Here is a 25915-nt window from a genome sequence, read left to right as displayed (position 1 = left end):
GGACAGGTCGCGATTTTCGCATGCGGATGTGATGCGCCGCGTGGCGGCCAGCGCGGCTCACGGGTGTGATGACGGCGTGAAATACGCGCGCAGCATCGCCACCCTGTTCGTTGTTACATTGCCGCCTCCATCCCCCGCGCCGTCCCCTTTGCAACGTCGACAATTCCTTTTCGCCGGGCTTGCCCTGCCTGCGATCGCCACCTGGCCGTCGCTGGCGCGCGCGCGCGCGCCGGCGGCCGCGGCGGGGTTCGATGCCGGCACCGTGCCCGCCATTGCACGCCGACTGGCATCGGTTCCGCATGTGCCGGTCTCGCGCACGCTGCCACGCGCACTTGCCGGACTCGGCTACGACCAGTACCGCGACTACCGCTTCCGCGCTGCACGCGCGCTCTGGCGCGACGACGGCCTGCCGTTCCAGGTGCAGTTCTTCCACCGTGGCTACATGTTCCAGGATCGCGTGGACATGCACCTGGTGGAGGACGGCCGCACGCGCCCGTTCCCGTATTCGCGCGAGCTGTTCGACTTCGACCACGGCGTGCCACAGCCACCCGAAGGCGAGGACCTCGGCTTCGCCGGCTTCCGCGTGCATGCCCCCGTGCAGCGCCCCGGCCAGTTCGACGAACTGGCGAGTTTCCTCGGTGCCAGCTACTTCCGCGCGGTGGCGCGGGGGCTCGGCTACGGCCTGTCGGCGCGCGGGCTGGCGCTGGGCAGCGGCGACCCGGGCGCGGAAGAGTTTCCGGTGTTCCGCGGCTTCTGGCTGGAACGCCCGGCAGCGGGTGCCGCGAGCCTCGTGGTGCACGCGCTGCTCGATTCGCCGAGCGTCGCGGGTGCGTTCCGCTTCGTGATGACACCTGGCGACGAGACGGTGTTCGATGTCGACGCGCGCCTGTATCCGCGCGTCCCCCTCGCCAACGCCGGCATCGCGCCCTTGACCAGCATGTTCGAGTTCGACGCGCACGACCGCGTCGGCGTGGACGACGCGCGCCCCGCGGTGCACGACTCCGACGGCCTGGCGCTGTGGACCGGCGGCGACGAGCAGGCCTGGCGGCCGCTGCGCAATCCGGCACTGCTCGAGCACAGCGGCTTCCAGGACCGCGATCCGCGTGGCTTCGGCCTGATGCAGCGCAAGCGCGATGCCGGCGAGTTCCAGGACTTCGAAGCCGGCTACGAGAAGCGCCCGAGCTGCTGGGTGGAGCCGCTCGACGCCTGGGGCGCGGGCGAAGTGCACCTGGTGGAGATTCCCACCGGCGACGAGTTCAGCGACAACATCGTCGCCTTCTGGCGGCCGGCCGAGCCGCTCGCCGCGGGCCGCGAACACCGTTTCCGCTACCGCCTGCACTGGTGCCGCGACCACGCCTGGCATCCGCGCCTGGCGCGCGTGGCCGCCACCCGCAGCGGCGCGCTGGATGCAGGCAAGGGCCGGCTGTACATGGTCGATTTCGTCGGCGGCGACCTCGATGGCCGCGCCGACGGCGTGCGCGTGCAGGCCAGTGCTTCGGCCGGCACGCTGCGCAACGCGGTCACCTACCGCAATCCGGATACCGCCGGCTGGCGCATGAGCTTCGAGCTCGATCCCGGCACGGCGCGCGCGATCGAACTGCGTGCCTGGCTTGAAGGCGCCGCCGGGCGGCTGTCGGAAACCTGGCTGTCGCGGTGGACGCCGTGAGCACGTCTCCGGTGCGCGACACATCGACGCCTGGCGACCTGCCGCCGGAGTCGCCGCTGACCATGCCGGTGCAGACCCTGGCCGCGGGCACGCTGCGCAGTCCCGGCTTCCCGACGCGGCCGCCGAACATGCGCTGGCGGCGCTTCGCGGTGATCGGCAGCGCCGTCAGCGTGACCCTGTTCGCGGCCTACCAGATCTGGTGGCTGCTGCGCGGCAACGGCATCGATCCGCTGGAAGGCACGCTGCTGGTGCTGTTCGTGCTGCTGTTCGCGTGGATCGTGCAGGCGTTCGTCGGTGCGATCGCGGGCTTCGTGCTGGTGCTGCAGAAACGCCCGGCACGGCTTGGCATCCGCCCCGGCGAGCCGCTGCCGGCGCTGGGCTCGCGCACGGCGCTGCTGATGCCGATCTACAACGAGGAGCCCGGGCGGCTGATGGCCGGCCTGCAGGCCATGCACGAGTCGCTGGCCGCGACCGGGCGCCTGGACCACTTCGATTTCTTCGTGCTGAGCGACACCCGCAAGCCGCAGCTGCAGCAGGAAGAGCGCGAAGCGTTCGCCGCGCTGCGTGCGCGGCTGGGCGCGCAGGCGCGCGTGCACTACCGCCTGCGCGACGACAACAGCGAGCGCAAGGCCGGCAACATTTCCGACTGGGTGCGTCGCTGGGGCGGCGCGTACCCGCAGTTCCTGATCCTGGACGCCGACAGCCTGATGACCGGCGACACCATCGTGCGCCTGGCCGCGGCCATGCAGGGCCACGACGACGTGGCGCTGATCCAGACCCTGCCGGTGATCGTGAACGGCAGCACGCTGTTCGCGCGCATGCAGCAGTTCGCCGGCCGCGTGTACGGGCCGGTGATCGCCTACGGCGTGGCCTGGTGGCACGGCGCGGAGAGCAACTACTGGGGCCACAACGCGATGATCCGCACGCGCGCGTTCGCCGCATGCGCCGGGCTGCCCGAGCTGCGCGGCGTCAAGCCGTTCGCCGGCACCGTGCTCAGCCATGACTTCGTGGAGGCCGCGCTGCTGCGCCGCGGCGGCTGGGCGCTGCACATGATCCCCGCGCTCGCCGGGAGCTACGAGGAAGGCCCGCCGTCGCTGACCGACATGCTGGTGCGCGACCGGCGCTGGTGCCAGGGCAACCTGCAGCACGGCGCGGTGCTGCCTGCGAAGGGCCTGCACTGGGTGAGCCGCTGGCACCTCCTGATCGGCATCGGCCATTACTTCACCGCGCCGATGTGGGCGATGCTGATGATCGTCGGCATCGCCATCCCGCTGCTGCATGCCGGATTCTCGTTCGGCCAGGTGTCGCTGGAGGGATTCACGCCCACCGGGTACTGGCGCGAGCAGGACGAGGACCGCTTCCTCGGCGTGTTCGCGCTGACCATGTCGATGCTGCTGTCGCCGAAGCTCATGGGCTGGCTGGCGACCGTCATCGATCCCGCCATGCGCCGCGGCTGCGGCGGCGCATTGCGCTCCGCGCTCGGCGTGCTGCTGGAAACCCTGCTCGCGGCGCTGATGGCGCCGGTGACCATGTACGTGCAGTCGCGTGGCGTGGCGGAGGTGCTGGCCGGGCGCGACTCGGGCTGGGAATCGCAGCGCCGCGACGATGGCAGCCTGCCGCTGCGCGAACTGCTGCGCCTGTATGGCGGCATGACGCTGTTCGGCATCGGCGCCGGAATTGCCGCGTGGATGGTGTCGCCGGCGCTGGCGGCGTGGATGTCGCCGGTGGTGCTGGGCCTGGTGCTGTCGATCCCGATCGTCGCGCTTGGCGCTTCGCGCGCGGCCGGGCAGTGGCTGCGCCGGCATCGCGTGTTCGCCACGCCGGAGGAACTTGCGCCCCCCGAAGTGCTGGTGCGCGCCAACGCCCTGCGCGCGGCTCCGTCGCGGAACTGAAGCGGGACTGCAGCGGCAGCGTCATCGACGCGGCATAAGCTGCCCCCCGTAAGCCACAGGGGGCTTGGAAATGAGGCTTGGACTACCGGTCGCGGCGCTCGCCGCGGCGCTGTTGGCATGTGCCTGCCAACCGCAGGCGCATGACGGCAGCGGGGCGGCAGCGGATGGCGGAGCTGACGCTTCGCCTGCGATCGCAACGCCCGTCGTGGACCTGTCGCGGCAGCCGATCGACGAACTGAAAGCGTCGGGCAGCCGCGCGCTGAGCGAGGGTCGGCTGCATGCGCCCGCCGGCGACAGTGCCATCGAATACTGGCTGGAAGCGAAACGCCGCCACCCCGATGACGCCGCGCTGGCGAGCGCGATCACCGACCTGCAGCCCTACCTGTTGATCGCGTGCGAACAGGCGATCGCGCGGCGCGACACCGCCGAGGCGCATCGCCTGCACCGGTTGATCGCCGCGAGTGATCCGGATGCGCCTGCCCTGCAGCGGCTCGCCAGCGCGATCGTCGGCGTGGAAGCCGATATCGAAGAAGGGGCGAAGGCTGACCGCGAACAGGCCGTGCGCCTGGCCGCGGTGGAGGCGCAGCGCCAGCGAAGTGACGCGGATGCGCGCGCGGCTGCCGCGACGCGGGCTGCGGCGGCCGTCGTGGCGCCGCCGGCGCCGTCGCAGCCGCGCTCTCCGCCCGTGGCAGAGCGGCGCGCCGAAGCCGAGGTGCCTTTGCCAGCGCCGGCACGCCCCACGCACGCAGCCGTCGAACGCGCGTCCATGGCGGCGACCTCGCCGAAGCCTTCCCCGCGGCTGCTTCACCAGCCTGCCGCGCGCTATCCGGCGGCGGCCCTGAATCGTCGCGTCGAGGGCGCGGTGCAGGTCGGTTTCACCATCCTTCCGGATGGTTCGGTAGCGGCGGCGCGCGTGGTCAGCGCCACGCCGCCGGGCGTGTTCGACCGCTCCGCGCTGGTCGCGGTGGGCGAGTACCGCTTCGAGCCCACCGGCGACAACGTGGCATCCATGATCACCGTGCGCTTCACGCTCGACCAGTAGCCCAGGGCCATCGGGCCGCGGCGGATGCGCCATGCATAATGGCGCGCCAACCTTGCCGAGTGCCGCTATGCCGCTGGACTGCATCGAACACGAGACCGGAACGTCGCCGGCCTGGAGCGTGATCTGGCTGCACGGCCTGGGCGCAGATGGCCACGACTTCGCACCCATCGTCCCGCAGCTGGTGCGCCGCGACTGGCCGGCGCTGCGCTTCGTGTTCCCGCATGCGCCAGTGCGCAAGGTGACCATCAACAACCACATGGCGATGCGGGCCTGGTACGACATCGTCGATGCCGACCTCGACACGCGTGCCGATGAAACCGGTGTGGCCGAGTCCGTCGCCCAGGTGGAGGCATTGATCGCGCGCGAGGCCACGCGCGGCGTGCCGCGCGGGCGCGTGCTGCTGGCCGGATTCTCGCAGGGCGGGGCGGTCACGCTGGCCGCCGGGCTGCGCAGCGCAGAGCCGCTGGCAGGGCTGGTGGCACTGTCGACCTACGTACCCTCCGCCAACAAGGCGCGCAGCGTGCTGGCCGAAGCCCGCGTGCGCGCGCCGGTGTTCTTCGGCCATGGCAGCCAGGACCCGGTGGTCCCGTTCCAGGCCGGGCAGGGCAGCGCGGCGCTGCTGCGCGAGCTCGGCTTCGACGTCGACTGGCACGCCTATCCCATGCCGCATTCGGTGTGCGCCGAGGAGATCAGTGATCTCGGTGACTGGATGTCGCGCCGCTTTTCCGCGGGCTGAGGCGATGGGCGACCCGCGCGCCGACGAGCCGTGGTTGCCCGACCTGTGTCGCCTGCCGCGGCTGGGCGCCATGCTCGGCATGGCGCAGCTGGTGGTCGTGGTGGTGGTGCTGGTGCCCGATGCCGGCTCGCGCTGGGACCTTGCGCGCGTGCTGTCCACCAGCGGCTTCGCGCTGTGGCTGGCGCTGTCGGTGTCGGTGCTGCTGTGCGTGTCGCGACGCACGCTGTCGCGCCTGCCTCGGCGCACCGGGGCGCTGGCGGCGGTGGCGCTCTCGGCCCTGGTCGCTGCGGTGGTGGCGGCGATCGTGCACGCGCTGTTCGCAAGTGTCGGCGATGCCGGTGGCTGGCCGTCATCGTTGCGCTTCGTCACCGGATCGGCGGGCGTGGTCACGCTGATCACCGCGCTGGCATTGCGCTACTTCTACGTCATCGATCGCTGGCAGGCGCAGCTCGCCGCGCACGCCCGCGCCGAGGCCGACGCGCTGCAGGCGCGGATCCGCCCGCACTTCCTGTTCAACAGCATGAACATGATCGCCACCTTGCTGCGCCGCGATCCCGAGGTCGCCGAGCGCGCCGTGCTCGACCTGTCCGACCTGTTCCGCGCCGCGCTCGGCGCTGGCGAGGGGGATTCCTCGCTGGCCGAGGAGGTGCGCCTGGCCGAAGGCTACCTGGGCATCGAGCAGCTGCGCCTCGGCGAGCGCCTGCGCGTGGAATGGCGCAAGACCGAGCCGTTGCCGTGGGACCTGGCGATGCCGCGCCTGGTGCTGCAGCCCTTGCTTGAGAACGCGGTGCTGCACGGTATTTCGCGCCTGCCCGAGGGCGGCACCGTGGCCATCGACGTCGCGGTGGAGGGCGACGCCCTGCGGCTGCGCGTCAACAACCCGTCGCTCCCGCCGCACGTGCCGGGTGTGCACGGAGCGGGCCACGCGCAACGCAACATCGCGCACCGGCTCGGCTATGCATTCGGCCCGCGCGCGCGGATGACCTGCGGTTGGGACGCGGGCTACTATGCCTGCGAGCTCAGCCTGCCGCTGCAGCCCGTCAGGAGGACGCCTTGAAGGTCGTCATCGCGGACGACGAACCGCTTGCACGCGAGCGCCTGCGCGCGCTGCTGGGTGCGCTCGACGGCATCGAAGTGGTGGCCGAGGCCGGCGACGGCCGCAGCGCGCTGCAGGCCTGCGCCGAGCACGAGCCCGACCTGGTGCTGATGGACATCGCCATGCCCGGCATCGATGGCCTCGAGGCTGCGCGCCACCTGGCGGCGTTCGAGCCGCGCCCGGCGGTGGTGTTCTGCACCGCGTACGATGCGCACGCGCTGTCGGCGTTCGATGCCGCGGCCGTCGACTACATCGTCAAGCCGGTGCGCCCCGAGCGCCTCGAGGCCGCCATCGAGCGCGTGCGCACCTTCACCGCCGGGCTGGAACGCAGCCGCGGCGATGCGCCCGGCAAGCTCCGCACCCACCTCTGCGCGCGCCTGCGCGGCAGCCTGCGCCTGATCCCGATCGAGGACGTGCGCTACCTGCAGGCCGAGGAGAAGTACGTGGTGGTGCACCACGCGCGCGGCGAGGACCTGATCGAGGAGTCGCTGAAGTCGCTGGAAGAGGAGTTCGGCGAGCGCTTCCTGCGCATCCACCGCAACTGCCTGGTCGCCCGCCACGAGCTGGTGGAGCTCAGGCGCGACCCGGAAGGGCATGTGCACGCGATCCTGCGCCACGGCGCCGAGCCGCTCGAGGTCAGCCGCCGCTGCGTGGCGCAGCTGCGCGAGATGCTGCGCGAGCGCTGAGTGGCGGGAGGGGTCTAGCCGAGCCCGACCGTCTGCCGCGTCGCCCGCTTCAGTCCGGTCAGCAGCCGGTACGGGCTGTTCCCGCTGCGTGCCGCGACCTCGGCGACCGGCAGGCGCGCGCCCCACAGTTCGATGTCGCTGCCGATGCCGGCGCCGGGATGGTCGGTCAGGTCGACGGTCAGCATGTCCATCGACACGCGCCCGATCAGTTCGCCCGGCAGGCCGTCGATGATCACCGGGGTGCCCGAGGTGGCGTACTGCGGATAGCCGTCGGCATAGCCGGCCGCCACCACGCCCACGCGCGTCGGGCGCGAGGTGATGAAGGCGCCCGCGTAGCCGATCGGTTCGCCCGCGGCGAGCTCGCGCACGGCGATGACCTTCGACGCGAGCTCCATCACCGCGCGCAGCGGCTCGGCCTCCGCGCACGGCGCGTCGAGCATGTGCGAGCCATAGAGCATCAGGCCGGGGCGCACCCAGCCGCCGCGCGCCGCTGGCCAGGCCATCAGTGCGGCGGAGTTGGCAAGGCTGAAAGTCGTGCCGGCGGGAAGCCGCGCCAGCATCGTGTCGAACGTGGCCAGCTGCGCGGGCGTGCTGGGCTGAGCGAGTTCATCGGCGCGCGAGAAGTGGCTCATCGCGACCATGTCGCCCACCCACGGCAGTGCGCGCAGGCGCCGCCATGCATCGGGATAGTCCTCGGGTGCGAGGCCCAGGCGGTGCATGCCCGAGTCGAGCTTCAGCCAGACCGGCAGCGGCTGCCGCAGCGGCTGGCGCTCGAGCACGTCCACCTGCCAGGGCGAGGCGACCACCGTCCACAGCGCATGCCGCTCGATCAGCGGCAGCTCGTCGGCGTCGAAGAAGCCTTCCAGCAGCAGGATGGGCGCGCGGATGCCGGCCTCGCGCAGCTCGATCGCCTCCTCGATGCAGGCCACGCCGAAGCCGTCGGCTTCGCCGTCGAGCGCGCGGGCGCAGGCCACGGCACCGTGCCCGTAGGCGTCGGCCTTGACCACGGCCAGCGCCTTGCCGCCGCCGAGCGCGCGCGCGTGGCGGTAGTTGTGGCGCAGGGCGTCGAGGTCGATGGTGGCGCGCGCGGGGCGCATCAGCGCAGCCCCGTGGGCGCCGCGGGCCAGGGACGCCCGTAGCGGGAGATGTCGAGGCCTTCGCCGTCGATCGCGGGCGCGCGGCCGTCGACCAGGTCGGCCAGGTAGCGCCCCGAGCCGCAGGCCATCGTCCAGCCCAGGGTGCCGTGGCCGGTGTTGAGCAGCAGGTTGCGGTAGGTCGTGGTGCCGACGACCGGCGGGCCATCCGGCGTGGAGGGGCGCAGGCCGCTCCAGAAGCTGGCGTTGGCGAGATCACCGCCGTCGGGATACAGGCTGCGCACCACCATCTCCAGGGTGTCGCGGCGGCGCTGGGGCAGCGACAGGTCATAGCCGCTGACCTCGGCCATGCCGCCGACGCGGATGCGATCGTCGAAGCGGGTGATGGCGACCTTGTAGCTTTCGTCGAGCACGGTCGAGTGCGGCGCCATCCCGGGGTTCGTGATCGGGATCGTCAGCGAATAGCCCTTGAGCGGATACACCGGCAGGCGGATGCCGAGCGGTGCCAGCAGGCGCGGCGACCACGCGCCGAGCGCGAGCACGTAGCGGTCGGCGGTTTCGGTGCGGCCCTGGATGCGCGCGCCGGTGATGCGATCACCGTCGCCCAGCAGGGCGTCGATGTCCTGCCCGTAGCGGAACTCGACGCCGGCCGCCTCGGCCATCGCCGCCAGCCTGGTGGTGAACAGGTGGCAGTCGCCGGTTTCGTCGCCCGGCAGGCGCAGCGCGCCGGCCAGCGTGTCGGCGACCCGGGCCAGCGCCGGTTCGACGCCGACGATGCCCGCGCGGTCGAGCAGTTCGTAGGGCACGCCGTACTCGCGCAGGATCGCGATGTCCTTGGCGGCACCGTCAAGCTGCGCCTGGGTGCGGAAAAGCTGCGTGGTGCCGAGCGTGCGCTGCTCGTACGCGATGCCGGTGTCGCGGCGCAGCTCCTCCAGGCAGGCACGGCTGTACTCGGCGAGCCGCACCATGCGCGCCTTGCTGATGGCATAGCGGTGATGGGTGCAGTTGCGCAGCATCTGCCACATCCAGCGGTACTGCGCGGGGTCCGCGGTCGGCCGGATCGCCAGCGGCGCGTGCCGCGACAGCAGCCAGCCCACCGCTTTCAGCGGGATGCCCGGCGCGGGCCAGGGCGAGGCGTAGCCGGGCGAAACCTGGCCGGCATTGGCAAAGCTGGTTTCCATCGCGGGGCCGGTCGCGCGGTCGATGACGACGACGTCGTGCCCCTGTTGACGCAGATACCACGCGCTGGTCACTCCGATCACACCGGAGCCCAGGATCAGGATACGCATTGGATTGACTCGATCGGGCGGGCGGCCAGTGGGGCGGCGTGGCCGGCGGGTTCATGGAATCCGCCAGTATATGGATCGAAATCCACGTCGGCAGGTGCGGTCGGCGATAATGGCAGGGTGAACACCCTCCGTATCGCCACCCGCAAGAGCCCGCTCGCCCTCTGGCAGAGCGAACACGTCGCCGACCTGCTGCGCGCCGCCCACCCGGGCATCACAGTTGAGCTGGTGCCGATGTCGACCCGCGGCGACGAGGTGCTTGACCGCTCGCTGTCCGCGATCGGCGGCAAGGGCCTGTTCCTGAAGGAACTCGAGCTGGCGATGCTGCGCGGCGAGGCCGACTGCGCGGTGCACTCGCTGAAGGACGTGCCGATGGAGGTCGACGCGCCGTTCGCGCTGCCGGCCTTCCTTGCGCGCGCCGACCACGCCGATGCCTTCGTCAGCAACCACCATGCAAGCCTGGCCGCGCTGCCGCAGGGCGCGCGCGTCGGCACATCCTCGCTGCGCCGCCAGTCGCAGCTGCGCGCGGTGCGCCCGGACCTCGAGATCCGCGACCTGCGCGGCAACGTCAATACGCGCCTGGCCAAGCTCGATGCCGGCGAGTACGACGCGATCGTGCTGGCCTGCGCGGGGCTGGACCGCCTCGGCTTCAGTGCGCGCATCCGCATGCGCCTGGATGCGCCGGAGTGGCTGCCGGCGCCGGCGCAGGGCGTGATCGCGATCGAATGCCGCGGCGACGATGCCGAGGTGATGGCGCTGTGCCGCGTCCTCGACCACGCGCCCACGCGCACCTGCGCGTCGGCGGAGCGCGCGCTCAACCTGGCCCTGCATGGCAGCTGCCACGTGCCGGTTGCCGCGTTCGCGCGCATCGATGGCGACAGGCTGCGGCTGGATGGGCTGGTGGGCAGCGAGCACGACGGGCGCAGCGTGCGTGCCAATGCCGAAGCGCCTGCATCCACGCCCGAGGCGCTTGGCCGCGACGTCGCGGCGCGCCTGCTGGCCGCCGGCGCCGGCGAGTTCCTGCCGCCCGCTCAGAACCTGTAGCGCAGCTGCAGCGAGCCTTCGGTGTCGGTCGCACCGCGGCCGCCGTCGCCCGCACTGTCGTGGCGCAGTTCGAAATTCGAATGCAGCGTCCATTGCGGCTGCAGGCGCAGGTCCAGGCCGATCACCTGCCGGGTGGTGGTGTTCAGGCGGCCGGTCTCGACCAGCACCCGCTGGGTCAGCAAGGCGTTGTCGCTGATGTTCTGGCGCAGCTCGAGCCGGCCACGGGCGATCGGGCCTTCGCTCGCGGTGCCGTAGTCGGCATAGGGCTGCAGGCGATAGCCGGTGCCGAGTTCAACGCGGATGTTGGTGTCCGGCGTGCGCACGGCCTCGTAGCCGAAGCCGGCGTCGAAGCGCGAGTGGCTGCCGTGCGTGGTGCGCCAGTCGCGGCGCGAGGCCGGCGAATACAGCGGATAGCGGCGCGCGGCGATCGCCGGCAGGCGCAGGGGCAGCAGCGGATCCAGCGTGCCCGGCGCCTTGGGTTGGGCGATGCGCGTGAACCGCGTGGGCGCGCGCCAGCCGGCGTCGTTGCAGGCCAGCCGGTAGCAGGGGCGGCGCAGGTCGGCGCGCCCGGCCGCCACGGCGAACAGCGCCGGCTCGCCGGGGGATTCCGGCAAGGGCGCGATCAGCACGGGCGGGGCGGCGAACGCCACCCACAGGGCGGCGGACAGCATGCCGTGGGCTCCGATGAAAACGATTACCTGGCGATTATCCCGTCTTTTAGGCGCTGTTCAAAGGCGATCAGCCGAGATGTCGCTGCGCGGTTCAGTAATAGGCCGAGACCACATGCCGCGCCTGCGCGAAAAACAGCCAGCGCTCCACGAACGCCGCGGCCAGCAGGCCGAGGGTGGCCAGAAGCACGCCGGCCACCGGGGACAGCAGGCCGGTCGCCACCAGCAGGGTCGCCAGCAGCGGCGCCGCCACCAGCCCAAAGCTCATGGCGATCCGCAGCCGCAGCGCATGGCGGCGCGCGAGTTCGAACACCATTTCGCGGGTGATGTAGTTGGCCTCGGTGTGCGGGCGCTCGAACACCTTTGCGTCGCGACCGGGCAGCCCGAGTGCCGCGCCGCGCGCGGCCGGCGCTCCGGCGCCGTCGATCGCCAGCCAGTACAGCCATTTCAGGCCTGCCAGCAGCGCGCCGAGGAGCGCCAGGCTGGCCAGCATCATCGCCGGCCCCTGTCCGCGCAGCATGGCCGCCATCACCAGGTACTGCAGGGCGAGCCCGGTCAGTAGCGCGAACAGCAGGTATACCGGCACCACCAGCGGATGGCGCCACGCGGGGATCGGCTTGAGCGAGGCGTAGATCATCGCCGTGCAGGCCACGGTGGCCAGCGCCAGCACCGCGAGCAGCACGCCAAGCAGCGCCAGCCAGGATGCGCGCGCTGCGCTGGCCGGCATCCACACGAGCAAGGCGATCACCGCGAGCGCCGGCACGGTGGTGGCGATCGCCAACACGCCTTCGCGCGACAGCCACGAGGTGCGCCACTGGCTGAGCGCGCGCCAGGCGCGCCGCGGCTGGCCGAGGTGGCCAAGCGAGGACAACAGGCCCACCGTCGAAAGCACCAGGCCGAGCACCACGCCGGCGAACTGCACGCCGTCGAGCGCGGTGGACAGCCCGCCGCGCAGCGCCAGCAGCGCGATCGCGATGCCGGTCCACGCCAGCAGGCCGTAGCCGGCGCCGGAGAGCGCGGTGAACAGGATGATCGACAGGGCGGGTCGCATCGGGATCGCTCAGCGCCGGAAGCTGCGGGCCAGCCAATGTAGCGGCGAGGTCGCGCGCGTGGCTGTGTCGGCTTCCGCGCTTTCGCCATCGGTACGCCGCGGGCGCGGCGGCAGGTAACGGTTCACCGGCTGGTAGCCGAGTTCCGGCAGCAGCGCCACGCCGCCGCGATCGGCGACCAGCTTCGACACCGCCGACTCCGGATCGCCAAGGTCGCCGAAGTGTCGCGCGCGCGTCGGGCAGGCCTGTACGCAGGCCGGCTGGCGCTCGGCCTCCTCGAGGTTCACGTTGTAGATGCGGTCCACGCACAGGGTGCATTTCTTCATCACCCCCTCGACCTCGCTGTACTCGCGCGCACCGTAGGGGCAGGCCCAGCTGCACAGCTGGCAGCCGATGCACTTGTCCTCGTCGACCAGCACGATGCCGTCCTCGGCGCGCTTGTAGCTGGCGCCGGTCGGGCACACCGTCACGCACGCCGGCGTTTCGCAGTGCAGGCAGCTGCGCGGGAAGTGCAGGGTCATCGCCGGCTGCGCGTCCGCCTCCGCCAGCTCGTAGCTGTGCACGCGGTTGAACCACACGCCGGACGGATCCTTGCCGTAGGGGCGTTCGTCGGTCAGCGGCCCGGCCATGCCGCCGGCGTTCCACTCCTTGCAGCTGGTCGCGCAGGCATGGCAGCCGACGCAGGTGTCGAGGTCGATCACCAGGCCCATCTTCTTCGGCGACGGCGCGGGCAGGCTGGTCATGGCAGTTTCCGGTGGTGTGCGCGGTTGCTGCCGTAGCCGATGACCAGCAGCGAGAACACGAAGCCGAGCGCGGCGCGCCAGCGCGGCGACGGCGGATCGAACGCGCCTCCGCTGCCCTGCATCGCCGGAAACGCGGACGGATCGATGAAGGCCCAGGTGCTCACCACCAGGCCGACCACGCCGCCCACCAGGCAGATCCAGTGCAGCGCGATGGCGAACCCCCTCATCGGCGGTACGCCTTCGCGCGCAGGCCGGCGCCGTAGCGCAGCGGCCCTTCGGGCGCATCGCCCAGCGGGAGGCTGTCGAACTGCGGCTCGGCCTGTCGGTCGCCGCGTCCGCCGTGCCCGGCGGCATTGGCCTTGCGGATCGACACCCGCAGGTCGAACCACGCCGCCTGCCCGGTGACCGGGTCGGCGTTGGCGTAATCGCCACGCGGGGTGCGGTCGGAAATCAGGTGGTTGAGCAGGAAGCCGGTGTCGCCTTCCGGCGCGTCCTTCGCCAGCCGCCAGGCGCCGCGGCGCTTGCCGATCGCGTTCCAGGTCCACGCCGTGTCCGGCTGCACGTTGCCGGCGAACTTCGCCTGCACGGTGATCTCGCCGTTGTGCGACGCGACGGTGATCCAGTCTTCGTCGGCCAGGCCGAGGCGTGCACCGGTGTCGGGATGCAGGTACAGCCAGTTGCGCGCGGCGATCTGCCGCAGCCACGCGTTCTGCGATCCCCACGCGTGGTACATGAACATCGGCCGCTGGGTCACGGCGTTGAGGGGATAGGCCTCGCGGCTGGTCTGGTCGTGCTCGAACGGCTCGTACCAGATGGGCAGCGGGTCGAAATAGGTGGCCACGCGTTCACGATGTTCCTCGGGCGGCTGGTGCGCGCCGTGGCCCTGCGCCGCAAGCCGGAATTTTTGCAGCGGTTCGGCGTACAGCTGCAGCACGATCGGCGCGGTCGAGCCGATGAAGCCCAGCCTGTGCGCCCATTCGAGATAGCCGCGGTTGGCCATCTTGAAATAGCGCGCGTGCTCGGGGATCTCCTCGCGCCAGAAGCCGCCGTTGTCGATGTAGCGCTGCAGCTGCTCCGGGTTGGGCGCGCCCTTGCCGTGCAGGTCGCCGTCTTCGCCGCGCCAGCCGGCGAGCAGGCCGACACCCGGCGTGCGTTCGTGGCGCACGATGTAGTCGGCGTAGTCGCGGTACGCAGGCGAACCGTCGGCGTGCACCATGCCCGGCAGGCCGAGGCGCGCGCCGAGGTCGAGCAGCACCGACTGGAAGCCGCGTACGTCGCGCGCGCGCCCGTCGCTGCCGGCCTGGGTATCCGGGTCGAACACCGGGTGGCGCATGGCATCCGCCGCGCCATCGGCGTCGGAAATCGGGCGGTCGAGCATGCTGATCGCGTCGAAGCGCTCCAGGTACGTCGTGTCCGGCAGCACCAGGTCGGCATACGCGACCATCTCCGACGCGTAGGCATCGGAATAGATGATGTGCGGGATGCGGTAGCTGCCGTCGGCGTCCTTGTCGGTCAGCCAGCGCATGGTCTCGCCGGTATTCATGGCCGAGTTCCAGCTCATGTTGGCCATGAACATCATCAGCGTGTCGATGCGGTACGGGTCGCCGGCGTGGGCGTTGCGGATCACGGTGTGCATCATGCCGTGCGCCGACAGCGGGTAGGCCCACGAAAACGCATGGTCGATGCGCCGCGGCCGTCCTTCGGCGTCGACCAGCAGGTCTTCGGGGCCGTGCACGAAGCCGAGCGGGCCGGCGTCGAGCGTGCCATCGGCGCGGCGGGTCTTGCCGGGACGGTTCGGCGGCGGAATGGGCTTGGGATACGGCGGCTGGTAGCGGAACGAGCCCGGCGCATCCACCGCGCCCAGCAGCAGCTGCAGCAGGTGCAGCGCGCGGCAGGTGTGGAAGCCGTTCGAGTGCGCGCTGATGCCGCGCATGGCGTGCAGCGACACCGGCCGGCCGGGCATCTCCGCGTGTTCGCGGCCCCAGGCGTCGGTCCAGGCGATCGGCAGCGACAGCTTGCTGTCGAAGGCAGCCGCGGCCAGCTCGCGCGCGATGCGGCGGATGGTGTCGGCGGGAATGCCGCAGCGCTCGCTGACGGCATCGGGTGCGTATCGCGGGTCGAGGTAGCGCTCGGCGACGAGCTGGAATACCGGCACCGCGTTGCGGCCATCGGGAAGCGCGTATTCGCCGACCACCGCCGGCGAGATGTCGACGCTGTCGGCGGGCTGGAGCTTCCCTTCGCGCGATGAACCCACCCAACAAAGCGCGCGCCCGTCCGCATCGCGCACGAACAGGCCGTCCTGCGCGCCGCCCGGATCGCGCACCACCAGCCAGTGCGCATTGGCATAGCGCACCAGGTAGTCCAGGTCGATGCGGTCCATGCGCAGCAGCTCGTGGATCAACGCGAACGCGAACAGGCCGTCGGTGCCGGGGCGGATGCCGATCCACTCGTCGGCGATCGCGCCGTAGCCCGAGCGCACAGGGTTCACCGCGACCACCTTGGCGCCGCGCGCCTTCAGCTTGCCCAGGCCGAGCTTGATCGGATTGGAGTCGTGGTCTTCGGCCACGCCCCACAGCATCAGGTACTGCGTGTGCTCCCAGTCCGGCTCGCCGAATTCCCAGAACGAGCCGCCCAGCGTGTACAGGCCGCCGGTGGCCATGTTCACCGAGCAGAATCCGCCGTGCGCCGCGTAGTTGATGGTGCCGAACTGCTGCGCCCACCAGCCGGTCAGCGCCTGCGACTGGTCGCGGCCGGTGAAAAACGCCAGTGCATCCGGATCGCGCTCGCGCAGCGGCGCCAGCCAGGAGGTCGCCAGCTGCAGCGCGTCCTCCCATTCGATCTCGCGGAATTCACCGCTGCCGCGTTCGCCCACGCGCAAGAGCGGCTTGGACAGCCGCGCCGGCGAGTAGTGCTGCATGATCCCGCTCGCGCCCTTGGCGCACAGCACGCCCTGGTTCACCGGGTGCGCGGGATTGCCCTGGATGTAGCGGACCTTGCCGTCGGTGAGCCAGACCTTGATGCCGCAGCGGCAGGCGCACATGTAGCAGGTCGTGGTCTTGACCTCGTCGCCGGGCGAGGGCGAGGTGTCGATGGCGGGCTCGTTCGGGGCGGATGCGCGCATGTGCCCCATTGTGCCTATGTCACCGCCGCCGCGCTGGCGTCGTCCGGCGGCGTTCCAGGAGGCAGAATAGCGGGGCTGCCGGCGGCGCCGGCCATCGTCCACAAGGGCCCCTGCATGGACCGCTACGAACGCATCCTCTCGCTGCACCGCATCCTGAAGTCGGCGCGCTATCCGGTCACGGTGGCGCGCCTGCAGGACGAGCTCGGCTGCTCGCGCGCCACCGCGTACCGCGACCTCGCATTCCTGCGCGACGCGCTGATGGCGCCGGTGACCGGCGACGGCGACGCCGGGTTCCGCTACGCGGCGGAAGACAGCGACCGCTTCGAGCTGCCCGGCCTGTGGCTGAGCTCGGACGAGCTGCACGCGCTGCTGGCCGCGCAGCAGCTGCTGTCGCGCAGCGGCGGCGGCGTGCTGTCGTCGGCGCTGGCGCCGCTGCAGTCGCGCATCGACAAGCTGCTGAGCCAGCACGCCAGCGGCAAGCGCCTGCCGATGGAGCGCGTGCGCGTCATCCCGCACCGCACCCGGCGCCTGGACGAGCACGCCTTCCGCGTGGTCTGTTCGGCGGTGCTGGAGCGCAGGCAGCTCGCGTTCGAATACCGCGCACGCTCCACCGGCGAGAAGACGCGGCGCACGGTGTCACCGCAGCGCATCACGCATTACCGCGACAACTGGTACCTCGACGCCTGGGACCACGAACGCGAAGGCCTGCGCAGCTTCTCGGTGGATCGGGTCGTGCAGGCGAAGGCGCTGGAGGTGGTGGCGATCGATGTCGACGAGGCGGAGCTCGATCGTCACCTCGGCGGCAGCTACGGCATCTTCTCGGGCGCGCCCAAGGGCGTGGCCACCATCATGTTCAGCGCGAAGGCCGCGCGCTGGGTGGCCGACGAGCACTGGCATTCGCAGCAGCAGGGACGGCACCTTGCCGACGGCCGCTACGAACTCAAGGTGCCGTACAGCGCGCCGCGCGAACTTCTGATGGACGTGCTGCACTACGGCAGCGACGCGGAGATCATCGAGCCGCCGTCACTGCGCGAACAGGCGCGCACGCTGCTGGCGCTGGCGCTGACGAACTACGAAGGCTGACCGCTGCGGGGCTGGCAGGGGCGCGTCAGCGCCCGGTGGACGGCACCGCGGCGGGTTCGAAGCCCAGCTTGCCTTCCTGCTCCGGCACCTGCGGCACGCGCCGCAGCTTGTCGGTGTTGACGCCGTGGCGCCCGATGCGCTTCTCGAGTTCGAGGTAGGCGGCGTCTTCCACCACCTGCGCGCGGGTCAGGATCCAGGCGATATCGCGGCCCTGCGAATCCATCAGCAGCCAAGTGCCGTCTTCGGCGATTTCGAGGATCCGCAGCTTGTTGGGCATCACGCCGTACAGGCGCACCGTCCACACGCGATCGCCGTGGCCGCTGCGACGTGCGGTGGTGTCGTCGCTCTCCTCGACCTCGGTGAAACCCTTGCGCCAGCTGCGATGCACCGCCACGCGGTCGTCGCGGTCGGCCGTGAAGCGGACCCGGTGCGCCACGCGGCCGCGTTCGCCGAACCACGGCACGCGGGCCGCCACGTACCAGTCGCCCATCAGCGCGTCCAGCGCCGGAGCCTTCGCGTCAGCGTCGGCCTCGGCCGCGCCGCGGGTCGTGCCGCACGCCGCCAGCAGCAACGCCAGCGCCGATGCGCAGAGCAGGTGGAATATCGGCGGTGCGGTGCGGAGTTTCAGCTTGGCGGTCATCGCGTGGTCCGGGGGTGGGCGCAGGATCGACCACGCGTGGCGAACGTAGTGTCAACGCCGGTCGCAGCCCTTGAGATGGCCGCGGCCGAACCTGCGCATCCATTGTGGAGGATTGCCATGACCGTTGATTGTCACAGCTCTTTGCACCGCGCGCGCCGCGCGGCTCCGGTCGCCGACGGCGACTGGCTGGCCCGCGGCCTCCTCGGCCTGGTGTTCGTGGCCGTGGTGGCGCTGCTGTCGCTGCCGCAGGCGCGCGCGGCGAGCGCCACGTTCGGCTGGCTCGCGCTGTGGCTGCCGGGCCTTCCGGCCTGCGCCTGGCTGGCGCTGCTGGCCGTGCGCCGCACCGGGACTTTCGGCGGCCGCCCTGGCGTGGACGCTGTGCTAGCGTGGCCGGCCACGTCCGAACCGCTGGAGTTGCCGTATGCCCAAGCTGTCCCACGCCTGCCTGTTTGCCGCACTGGCGGTCACCGCGTTCGGCGCCATCGCCCAGGAAAAGGAGCCCGAAGTGGTCGATCCGCACCAGTGGCTGGAGGACGTGGAGGGTGAGAAGCAGCTCGCCTGGGTACGCGAACAGAACGCCGCGGCCGAAGCCGAGCTGGCCGCCACGCCGGGCTTCAAGGCGCTCGAATCCGAACTGCTCGCCATCCACGACTCCGATGACAAGATTCCCGGCGTCTACAAGCAGGGTGCGTGGTACTACAACTTCTGGAAGGACAAGCACCACGAGCGCGGCCTCTGGCGCCGCACCACGCTCGACGAATACCGCAAGCCGCAGCCCAAGTGGGAGACGGTGCTCGACCTCGACGCCCTGAACAAGGCCGAAGGCGAGAACTGGGTCTGGCACGGCGCGAATTGCCTCAAGCCCGGGTACGAGCGCTGCCTGGTCGCGCTGTCGCGCGGCGGCGCCGATGCCGACGTCACCCGCGAGTTCGACCTGTCCACGCTGCAGTGGGTGGATGGCGGCTTCTTCCGCGACGAGGCCAAGGGCGGCCTGCAGTGGATCGATCGCGACACCGTCTACGTGTACACCGACTTCGGCGACGGCTCGCTCACGAGCTCCGGCTATCCGCGCATCGTCAAGCAGTGGACGCGCGGCACGCCGATCACTTCGGCCACGGTGGTGTACGAAGGCAAGCCCGATGACATGTACATCGCGGCGATGCGCGACCACACGCCGGGCTTCACGCGTGATTTCGTCACCCGCACCCTGGCCTTCTACAACGACGAGCTGTACCTGCGGAACGCCGACGGTGCGCTGGCGAAGATCGACGCACCCAACTCGGCCATCAAGGGCGCGCACCGCGAGTGGCTGACGCTGGAGCTGCGCGAGCCCTGGCAGGTCGGCGGCAAGTCGTACAAGGCGGGCTCGCTGCTGGCGGCGAAGTTCGACGACTACATGGCCGGCAAGCGCGAGTTCCAGGTGCTGTTCGAGCCCACCGACACCACGTCGCTGGCCGGCGCCACCTTCACCCGCAACCACCTCGTCCTCAACGTGCTGGACGACGTCAAGAGCCGGCTCAGCGTGCTGACCCCGGGTGTCGAGGGCTGGGCGCGCGCTGAGTTCGCCGGCGCGCCGGAGTTCGGCACGGTCGCGGTCTCGGCGGTGGACGACGAGGAATCCGACGCGCTGTGGATGACGGTCACCGACTACCTGACGCCGAGCACGCTGTCGCTGGTCGAGGTGGGCGGGCAGCCTGAAGTCCTCAAGAGCATGCCGGTGTTCTTCGATGCCGCGAAGCATGAGATCGAGCAGCACTTCGCCACGTCGAAGGACGGCACCAAGGTGCCGTACTTCCTGGTGCACCCGAAGGGCATGGCGCTCGACGGCAGCAACCCGACGCTGCTGTACGGCTACGGCGGATTCGAGATCTCGCTGACCCCGGGCTACTCCGGCAGCGTCGGCAAGGGCTGGCTGGAGAAGGGCGGGACCTACGCGGTCGCCAACATCCGCGGCGGCGGCGAGTACGGCCCGCGCTGGCACCAGGCGGCGCTGAAGGCCAACCGCCACAAGGCCTACGAGGACTTCGCCGCGGTCGCGCAGGACATGATCGCGCGCGGGATCACGTCTCCGAAGCACCTTGGCATCCGTGGCGGCAGCAACGGCGGCCTGCTTACCGGCAACATGCTCACGCAGTACCCGGAGCTGTTCGGCGCGGTGGTGATCCAGGTGCCGCTGCTGGACATGCAGCGCTACCACAAGCTGCTCGCCGGCGCCTCGTGGATGGCCGAGTACGGCAACCCGGACGTCGCGGCGGAGTGGGCGTTCATCCAGACGTTCTCGCCCTACCACCTGTTCGATGCCGCCCGTGACTATCCGGCCACGCTGATCCTCACCTCGACGCGCGACGACCGCGTGCACCCCGGCCATGCGCGCAAGATGCACGCGCTCATGTCCGAAGCCGGCAAGGACGTGCGCTACTACGAGAACATCGAGGGCGGCCACGGCGGCGCGGCCAACAACCGCCAGGCGGCGCACATGGAGGCGCTGTACCTGACGTTCCTCTGGCAGCAGATCGGTCGCGACAGCAACTGATCCCGACGCAGGCCGACACCACCACGGGGGCGCCTTGAGGGCGCCCCCGTTGCATCCCGCCTCCGTGGACCCCATCCCATGAAACCCATCGCACTTGCAGGCCTGTTGCTCATGACCGCCACCAGCCACGCCGCGGCGCCCACGCCGCCCGACGCCGAGAAGCGCCAGCACGAGGTGCGCGCGCCGCACGGTGCGGTGCGCGGCGACGAGTACTACTGGCTGCGCGACGACACCCGCGAGGACAAGGCGATGCTGGCCTACCTCGAAGCCGAGAACGCCTACGTCGACCAGGTGATGGCGCCGCTGAAGCAGGTCGAGGACGTGCTGTACGACGAGTTCGTGGGCCGCATCAAGCAGGACGACGCCAGCGTGCCGTTCCGCGAGCGTGGCTGGTGGTACTACCAGCGCTACGAGACCGGCAAGGACTACCCCGTGCACGCGCGCCGCAAGGATGCCGACGGCATCGGCGCCGCGGACATCATGCAGCGCAACGAGGCCGGCGACTTCGCCGCCGAGCAGGTGCTGCTCGACGTCAACACGATGGCCGCGGGCAAGGACTATTTCAGCGTCGGCGTCTATGAGGTGAGCCCCGACAACCGCATCCTCGCCTGGGCCGACGACGCCGTCGGCCGCCGCCAGTACACGATCCGCTTCCGCGACCTCGAGACCGGCAAGGACTATCCGGAGTCCATCCCCGGGCTCTCCGCGGACATGGTCTGGGCCGATGACAACAGGACCCTGTTCTACGTCGAGAACGACCCCGAGACCCTGCTCACCGTGCGCGTGAAGAAGCACGTGCTCGGCACCCCGGTGGCCGACGACGTGCTTGTCTACGAAGAGGAGGACGACAGCTTCTACATGGGGCTCTCGCGCAGCCGCGACGACCGCTTCATCTGCATCGGCGTGGAAAGCACCGTGTCCAGCGAGCTGCGCTGCGCGCCGGCCGCCGCTCCCTCCGTTTTCACCGTGCTGGCGCCGCGCGAGCGCGACGTCGAGTACGACGCCGACCACTTCGATGGCCGCTGGGTGATCCTCACCAACGCGCCCGACGCCGACGGCAACAAGGCGCCGAACTACCGCCTCGCCACCGCGCCCACCGGCGCCACCTCGCGCGCGGAGTGGAAGGAATGGATCGCGCACCGCGACGACGTGCTGCTCGAGGATTTCGAGCTGTTCGACGGCTTCACCGCGATCGCCGAGCGCTCCAACGCGCTCGAGCGCGTGCGCGTGCTGAAAGCCGATGGCGACGAGTACGTCGCCGCCGACGAGCCGGCGTATTCGATGGGACTGTCCATCAACGCCGAACCCGGCACGCCGTGGCTGCGCTACGGCTACACCTCGCTGACCACGCCGGCGACCACCTACGAGCTCAACGTGCTCAGCGGCGAGCGTCGCCTGCTCAAGCAGCAGCCGGTGATCGGCTACGACCCGTCGAAGTACGCCACCGAGCGCAGCTGGGCCACCGCGCGCGACGGCAGCCGCATCCCGGTGTCGCTGGTCTACCGCAAGGGCTTCAGGAAGGACGGCACCGCGCCTTTGCTGCAGTACGCCTACGGCAGCTACGGCATGTCGATGGACCCGGGCTACAGCCTGACCACCACCAGCCTGCTCGACCGCGGCATGGTCTACGCCATTGCCCACATCCGCGGCGGCCAGGAGATGGGCCGCAAGTGGTACGACGACGGCAAGCTCGGCAACAAGATCAACACCTTCACCGACTTCATCGACGTCACCGACCACCTGGTGGCCGAAGGCTGGGCGGCGAAGGACCGCGTCGCCGCCTACGGCGGCAGCGCCGGCGGCCTGCTGGTGGGCGCGATCGCCAACATGGCGCCGGACAGGTACCGGCTGATCCTGTCGCAGGTGCCGTTCGTGGACGTGGTCACCACCATGCTCGACCGCAGCATCCCGCTGACCACCAACGAGTACGACGAGTGGGGCAACCCGGAGCGCAAGGCCGACTACGACTACATGCTCCGCTACTCGCCCTACGACAACCTCGAGGCCAAGGCCTACCCGGCGATGTTCATCGGCACCGGCCTGTGGGATTCGCAGGTGCAGTACTGGGAGCCGGCGAAGTACGTCGCGCGCCTGCGTGACCTCGACACCTCGGGTGCGACGGTGCTGTTCCGCACCAACATGGACGCAGGCCACGGCGGCAAGTCCGGCCGCTTCCGTCGCTACCGCGAACTGGCCGAGATGTATGCGTTCATGCTCGACCAGCTCGGGGTGGATGCCGGCGCCGCAGGCGCGCGCTGACCGTATCCAGGCGCGGCAGGGCGGTCGTCGCCCGCCGCGCGCGGCATGATGCCGCCATGGATGACATGCCCCACAGACGCGTGCGGTTCCGCTGGGCCTGGTGGCTGCTCGCCTATGTGGCGCTGGGACTCGGCCTGGTGGGCATCGTGGTGCCGGGCCTGCCCACGGTGCCGTTCATCCTGCTGTCCGCCTGGGCCGCCGCGCAGGGCTCCGCGCGCCTGCACCGCTGGCTGCTCGCGCATCCGCGCTTCGGCCCGATGATCCGCGACTGGCATGAGCACGGCGCGGTCGCGCGGCGCTCGAAGTGGATGGCGAGCAGCGCGATGGCCGCCAGCGCGCTGGTGCTGGTGGCGGTGGCCTGGCTGACCGGCTACGCGCGCTGGTGGGCGGTGGCGCTGCCGATCGCGTGCATGGCGGTGGTGGCCACGTGGCTGTGGCGGCGGCCCGAGCCGCCCGTCTCGTAGCGCACGCTCTCTCGCCCCGGCCGGTCGTCACGGCCACGGGCCGGCGCTAGACTGGGCGCATGAACATTCGCCCTTTGCTGCCCGCCACCCTGCTGTCCGCGCTGCTGCTGTCCGCCTGCGGCAACAAGGGTCCGTTGCTGCCGCCGCCCGCGCCCGATGCCGAGCCCGCGCCGTCCGCGGCGGCCATCGATGCCGGCGCCGAAGCCGATCCTCGCCCCGTCGACGAGCTTGACCCGCCGCTGCCGACCGAGCCGGTGACCGTGCCGGTCGACGTGCCGGTGGATGGCGAAGAGCCGCCCGCCGTCGATGACGACGGCGACGACGACAACGGCTGAGGGCGGGTCGGTGGCGGCCATCCCCGCCGCGCAGGCGCTGCGCTTCAGCAAGATGCATGGCGCGGGCAACGATTTCGTGGTGCTTGACCTGCGCGGTGGCGCGGCCCCGCCGGATGCCGCGCTGTGCCGCCTGCTCGCCGACCGCCACCGCGGCGTCGGCTGCGACCAGATCCTGACCATCGCCGCGCCGCATGGGCCCGGTGCGATCGCGTCGTATGCGATCTGGAACGCCGACGGCTCGCCCTCGCAGCAGTGTGGCAACGGCGCGCGCTGCATCGCCGCCTGGCTGGTCCGCGACGGCGCCGCCGGCGACGACTTCATGCTCGACAGCCCGGTGGCGCGGCACCACGTGCGCATGCTGGGCGACGGGCTGGTGGAAGTTGCCATGGGCGCGCCGGACTTCGCGCCGGCGGCCGTGCCGCTGGCCGGTTTCGACGACGCTGTGGACGGCTACGAACTCACGCTCGACGGTGCAGCGGTCCATTTCGGCGCCGTGTCGATGGGCAACCCGCACGCCGTGCTCGAGGTCGACGACGTCGACGCCGCACCGGTCGCGACGCTCGGCGCGGCACTCCAGCGCCACGCGGCGTTTCCGGATTCGGCCAACGTCGGCTTCGCCCAGGTGGTGGCGCCCGATCGCATCCGCCTGCGCGTGTTCGAACGCGGCGTCGGCGAAACGCTGGCCTGCGGCAGCGGCGCGTGCGCCGCGGTCGCGGTGCTGTCGCGGCGCGGGCGCGTCGATGGCGCGCGCGGCGTGACCGTTGCGCTGCCCGGCGGCGAGCTGCGCATTTACCATGGTCCGGACGGCGGCATCCGCCTGGCGGGTCCGGCCACGTTCGTCTACGAAGGAAGATTCAACGCATGAGCGAGACCGGCGAGAAGATCGGCGCACACGAAGTCGCAGCCTGGCTGCGGCGCCACCCGAAGTTCCTGCAGCAGTTCCCGGACCTGGCGATCAGCCTGGTGGTGCCGCGCGAGGACGGCCCGGCGGCATCGCTGGCCAGCTACCAGCTCGAGGTGCTGCGCGACAAGAACCGCGAGCTCTCGCGCCGCCTGCAGGACCTGTACGCGGTGTCGCAGGAGAACGAGCGCCTCGCGGTGCGCACCCACCAGCTGACCCTGGCGCTGATGCGCCCGCAGGATCCGGCAGGCGTGGTGCGGGCGATGGTGGCCACGCTGGCCGAGGACTTCAACGGCGACCTGGTGCGCGTGGTGCTGTTCGCGCCGGTAGCGGGGCTGGCCGAGGAAGAGTGGCTGCAGGTCATTGCGCGCGACGATCGCGTGCTGCAGCCGTTCGCCGACTGCCTGCGCGACTGCGAACCGCTCTGCGGCCGCCTGCACCCCGACAAGCAGGCGGTGCTGTACGCCACGCGCTCCGATGACGTCGCGTCCACCGCGCTGCTGCCGGTCGAGGGCGTGGGCCTGGTGGCGGTGGGCAGCAGCGATCCCAACCGCTTCTACCCCGGCATGGGCACGCTGTTCCTGCGGATGATGGGCGAGGCCTTCGCGGCCGCCCTGCAGCGCCACCAGCCATGAGCATTGCGCGCGGCGCAGCCTGCACCGCGCGCGACCGGACCCGGCGGCCGTGACCGATCCCGCGATCGACGACTTCCTGGCCCACCTCGAAGTGGAGCGGCGTGCGTCGGCGCACACGCTCGATGCCTACCGCCGCGACCTGCAGGCGCTGGCGCACTGGGCGGAGGGGCAGGGCGAACGCGACCTGCTCAAGCTGCAGTCGCTGCAGCTGCGTGCGTTCGTTGCCGACGAGCACCGCCGCGGCCTGTCGCCGAAGAGCCTGCAGCGCCGCCTGTCCGGCTGCCGCAGCTTCTACCAGTGGCAGCTGAAGCACGGCCGCATCGCGGCCAATCCGGCCGCCGGCGTGCGCGCGCCCAAGGCACCGCGCAAGCTGCCGCAGGTGCTGGATGCCGATGAAGCCGTGGCGCTGGTGGAAGTGCCCACCGATGCGCCGCTCGGGCTGCGCGATCGCGCGCTGCTGGAACTGTTCTATTCCTCGGGCCTGCGCCTGGCCGAACTGCGCAACCTGCGCTGGCGCGAGCTCGACCTCGCCGACGGCCTGGTGACCGTGACCGGCAAGGGCAACAAGCAACGCAGCGTGCCGGTCGGCTCGCATGCCTGCCGTGCACTGGCCGCATGGCGCGCGGACACCGGTGCCACGGCCGATGCGCCGGTATTCCCCGGCCGCGGCGGCGGCCCCATCAGTGCGCGCGCCGTGCAGCTGCGCCTGCGCCTGCTGGCGCAGCGCCAGGGCCTGTTCAAGCGCGTGCACCCGCACCTGCTGCGGCATTCGTTCGCCAGCCACATGCTCGAGTCGTCCGGCGACCTGCGCGGCGTGCAGGAGCTGCTCGGCCACGCCGACATCGCCACCACGCAGATCTACACCCACCTCGACTTCCAGCACCTGGCCAAGGTGTATGACGCCGCGCACCCGCGCGCGAAGCGGCGCGCGAAGGAATAGGC

At 71.1% G+C, this 25915-nt stretch carries 23 protein-coding genes; 15 read left to right on the top strand and 8 right to left on the bottom strand.

Going from position 1 to position 25915, the window contains the following annotated elements:
* Positions 1 to 148: 148 nt before the first annotated feature.
* The 6 genes from JGR64_RS12380 to JGR64_RS12355 all read left to right on the top strand — a co-directional run bounded on the left by JGR64_RS12380 (position 149) and on the right by JGR64_RS12355 (position 7118).
* The gene (locus JGR64_RS12380; RefSeq protein ID WP_199373719.1) at positions 149 to 1666 is read left to right on the top strand and encodes a glucan biosynthesis protein G; all 1518 of its coding nucleotides are present in this window, start codon (positions 149 to 151) and stop codon (positions 1664 to 1666) included.
* The gene (gene mdoH, locus JGR64_RS12375) at positions 1663 to 3558 is read left to right on the top strand and encodes a glucans biosynthesis glucosyltransferase MdoH (RefSeq protein ID WP_234446956.1); all 1896 of its coding nucleotides are present in this window, start codon (positions 1663 to 1665) and stop codon (positions 3556 to 3558) included. Before JGR64_RS12380 ends, mdoH begins: the two co-directional genes overlap by 4 nt.
* 70 nt (positions 3559 to 3628) lie before the next feature.
* Positions 3629 to 4600 (top strand): energy transducer TonB, encoded by a 972-nt coding sequence (locus tag JGR64_RS12370; protein ID WP_199373717.1) that lies wholly within the window; start codon positions 3629 to 3631, stop codon positions 4598 to 4600.
* Between the two features lie 67 nt (positions 4601 to 4667).
* Complete coding sequence (locus JGR64_RS12365) at positions 4668 to 5336, top strand: dienelactone hydrolase family protein (protein ID WP_199373715.1); 669 nt, start codon at positions 4668 to 4670, stop codon at positions 5334 to 5336.
* 4 nt (positions 5337 to 5340) lie between these two features.
* Positions 5341 to 6393, top strand: coding sequence for a histidine kinase (locus tag JGR64_RS12360; protein ID WP_199373713.1), 1053 nt, complete (start codon positions 5341 to 5343; stop codon positions 6391 to 6393).
* On the top strand, positions 6390 to 7118 hold the full coding sequence (locus JGR64_RS12355; RefSeq protein ID WP_199373710.1) for a LytTR family DNA-binding domain-containing protein: 729 nt from the start codon (positions 6390 to 6392) through the stop codon (positions 7116 to 7118). The genes JGR64_RS12360 and JGR64_RS12355 overlap by 4 nt, the downstream gene beginning before the upstream one ends.
* A 14-nt stretch (positions 7119 to 7132) precedes the next feature.
* Here the strand turns inward: JGR64_RS12355 and alr are convergent, their stop codons facing one another.
* Positions 7133 to 8215, bottom strand: coding sequence for an alanine racemase (alr, locus tag JGR64_RS12350; RefSeq protein ID WP_199373708.1), 1083 nt, complete (start codon positions 8213 to 8215; stop codon positions 7133 to 7135).
* Positions 8215 to 9501, bottom strand: a complete 1287-nt coding sequence (locus JGR64_RS12345) for a D-amino acid dehydrogenase (protein WP_199373706.1) — start codon at positions 9499 to 9501, stop codon at positions 8215 to 8217. Before JGR64_RS12345 ends, alr begins: the two co-directional genes overlap by 1 nt.
* Positions 9502 to 9618: 117 nt before the next feature.
* Between JGR64_RS12345 and hemC the strand changes: the two genes are divergently transcribed.
* Complete coding sequence (gene hemC / locus JGR64_RS12340; protein ID WP_199373704.1) at positions 9619 to 10542, top strand: hydroxymethylbilane synthase; 924 nt, start codon at positions 9619 to 9621, stop codon at positions 10540 to 10542.
* Here hemC and JGR64_RS12335 read toward each other — a convergent pair.
* The 5 genes from JGR64_RS12335 to JGR64_RS12315 form a co-directional block, all read right to left on the bottom strand.
* Positions 10530 to 11213 carry a DUF481 domain-containing protein gene (locus JGR64_RS12335; protein ID WP_199373702.1) on the bottom strand — a complete coding sequence of 228 codons (684 nt, stop codon included), beginning with the start codon at positions 11211 to 11213 and terminating at the stop codon, positions 10530 to 10532. The genes hemC and JGR64_RS12335 overlap by 13 nt on opposite strands.
* 91 nt (positions 11214 to 11304) lie before the next feature.
* Positions 11305 to 12261: a DmsC/YnfH family molybdoenzyme membrane anchor subunit gene (locus JGR64_RS12330; RefSeq protein ID WP_199373700.1), complete on the bottom strand. Its 957-nt coding sequence runs from the start codon at positions 12259 to 12261 to the stop codon at positions 11305 to 11307.
* Positions 12262 to 12270: 9 nt separating this feature from the next.
* Positions 12271 to 13002: a 4Fe-4S dicluster domain-containing protein gene (locus tag JGR64_RS12325; protein ID WP_305067911.1), complete on the bottom strand. Its 732-nt coding sequence runs from the start codon at positions 13000 to 13002 to the stop codon at positions 12271 to 12273.
* Positions 12999 to 13229, bottom strand: coding sequence for a hypothetical protein (locus JGR64_RS12320; RefSeq protein ID WP_199373698.1), 231 nt, complete (start codon positions 13227 to 13229; stop codon positions 12999 to 13001). Before JGR64_RS12320 ends, JGR64_RS12325 begins: the two co-directional genes overlap by 4 nt.
* Complete coding sequence (locus tag JGR64_RS12315; protein WP_199373696.1) at positions 13226 to 16123, bottom strand: molybdopterin oxidoreductase family protein; 2898 nt, start codon at positions 16121 to 16123, stop codon at positions 13226 to 13228. Before JGR64_RS12315 ends, JGR64_RS12320 begins: the two co-directional genes overlap by 4 nt.
* 114 nt (positions 16124 to 16237) lie before the next feature.
* Between JGR64_RS12315 and JGR64_RS12310 the strand changes: the two genes are divergently transcribed.
* Positions 16238 to 17206, top strand: coding sequence for a YafY family protein (locus JGR64_RS12310; protein WP_199373694.1), 969 nt, complete (start codon positions 16238 to 16240; stop codon positions 17204 to 17206).
* A 25-nt stretch (positions 17207 to 17231) separates the two neighbouring features.
* Here the strand turns inward: JGR64_RS12310 and JGR64_RS12305 are convergent, their stop codons facing one another.
* Positions 17232 to 17846, bottom strand: coding sequence for a lipocalin family protein (locus JGR64_RS12305; RefSeq protein WP_199373692.1), 615 nt, complete (start codon positions 17844 to 17846; stop codon positions 17232 to 17234).
* Between the two features lie 421 nt (positions 17847 to 18267).
* Between JGR64_RS12305 and JGR64_RS12300 the strand changes: the two genes are divergently transcribed.
* The 7 genes from JGR64_RS12300 (at position 18268) to xerC (ending at position 25913) form a co-directional block, all read left to right on the top strand.
* Positions 18268 to 20379: a prolyl oligopeptidase family serine peptidase gene (locus JGR64_RS12300; protein WP_199373690.1), complete on the top strand. Its 2112-nt coding sequence runs from the start codon at positions 18268 to 18270 to the stop codon at positions 20377 to 20379.
* A gap of 78 nt (positions 20380 to 20457) precedes the next feature.
* On the top strand, positions 20458 to 22638 hold the full coding sequence (locus tag JGR64_RS12295) for a S9 family peptidase (RefSeq protein WP_199373688.1): 2181 nt from the start codon (positions 20458 to 20460) through the stop codon (positions 22636 to 22638).
* 56 nt (positions 22639 to 22694) lie between these two features.
* The gene (locus JGR64_RS12290; protein ID WP_199373686.1) at positions 22695 to 23102 is read left to right on the top strand and encodes a YbaN family protein; all 408 of its coding nucleotides are present in this window, start codon (positions 22695 to 22697) and stop codon (positions 23100 to 23102) included.
* A gap of 59 nt (positions 23103 to 23161) precedes the next feature.
* Positions 23162 to 23437, top strand: a complete 276-nt coding sequence (locus tag JGR64_RS12285) for a lipoprotein (RefSeq protein ID WP_199373684.1) — start codon at positions 23162 to 23164, stop codon at positions 23435 to 23437.
* Positions 23438 to 23489: 52 nt separating this feature from the next.
* Positions 23490 to 24302 (top strand): diaminopimelate epimerase, encoded by an 813-nt coding sequence (gene dapF / locus JGR64_RS12280; RefSeq protein ID WP_233348253.1) that lies wholly within the window; start codon positions 23490 to 23492, stop codon positions 24300 to 24302.
* Positions 24299 to 24973 (top strand): DUF484 family protein, encoded by a 675-nt coding sequence (locus JGR64_RS12275; RefSeq protein ID WP_199373682.1) that lies wholly within the window; start codon positions 24299 to 24301, stop codon positions 24971 to 24973. The genes dapF and JGR64_RS12275 overlap by 4 nt, the downstream gene beginning before the upstream one ends.
* Before the next feature lie 49 nt (positions 24974 to 25022).
* Positions 25023 to 25913: a tyrosine recombinase XerC gene (xerC, locus tag JGR64_RS12270; RefSeq protein ID WP_199373681.1), complete on the top strand. Its 891-nt coding sequence runs from the start codon at positions 25023 to 25025 to the stop codon at positions 25911 to 25913.
* Positions 25914 to 25915 lie beyond the last annotated feature (2 nt).

This window comes from Luteimonas sp. MC1572 (genome assembly GCF_016615815.1).
GTDB lineage: Bacteria > Pseudomonadota > Gammaproteobacteria > Xanthomonadales > Xanthomonadaceae > Luteimonas.
This window is presented reverse-complemented; position numbering and strand designations above follow the sequence as displayed.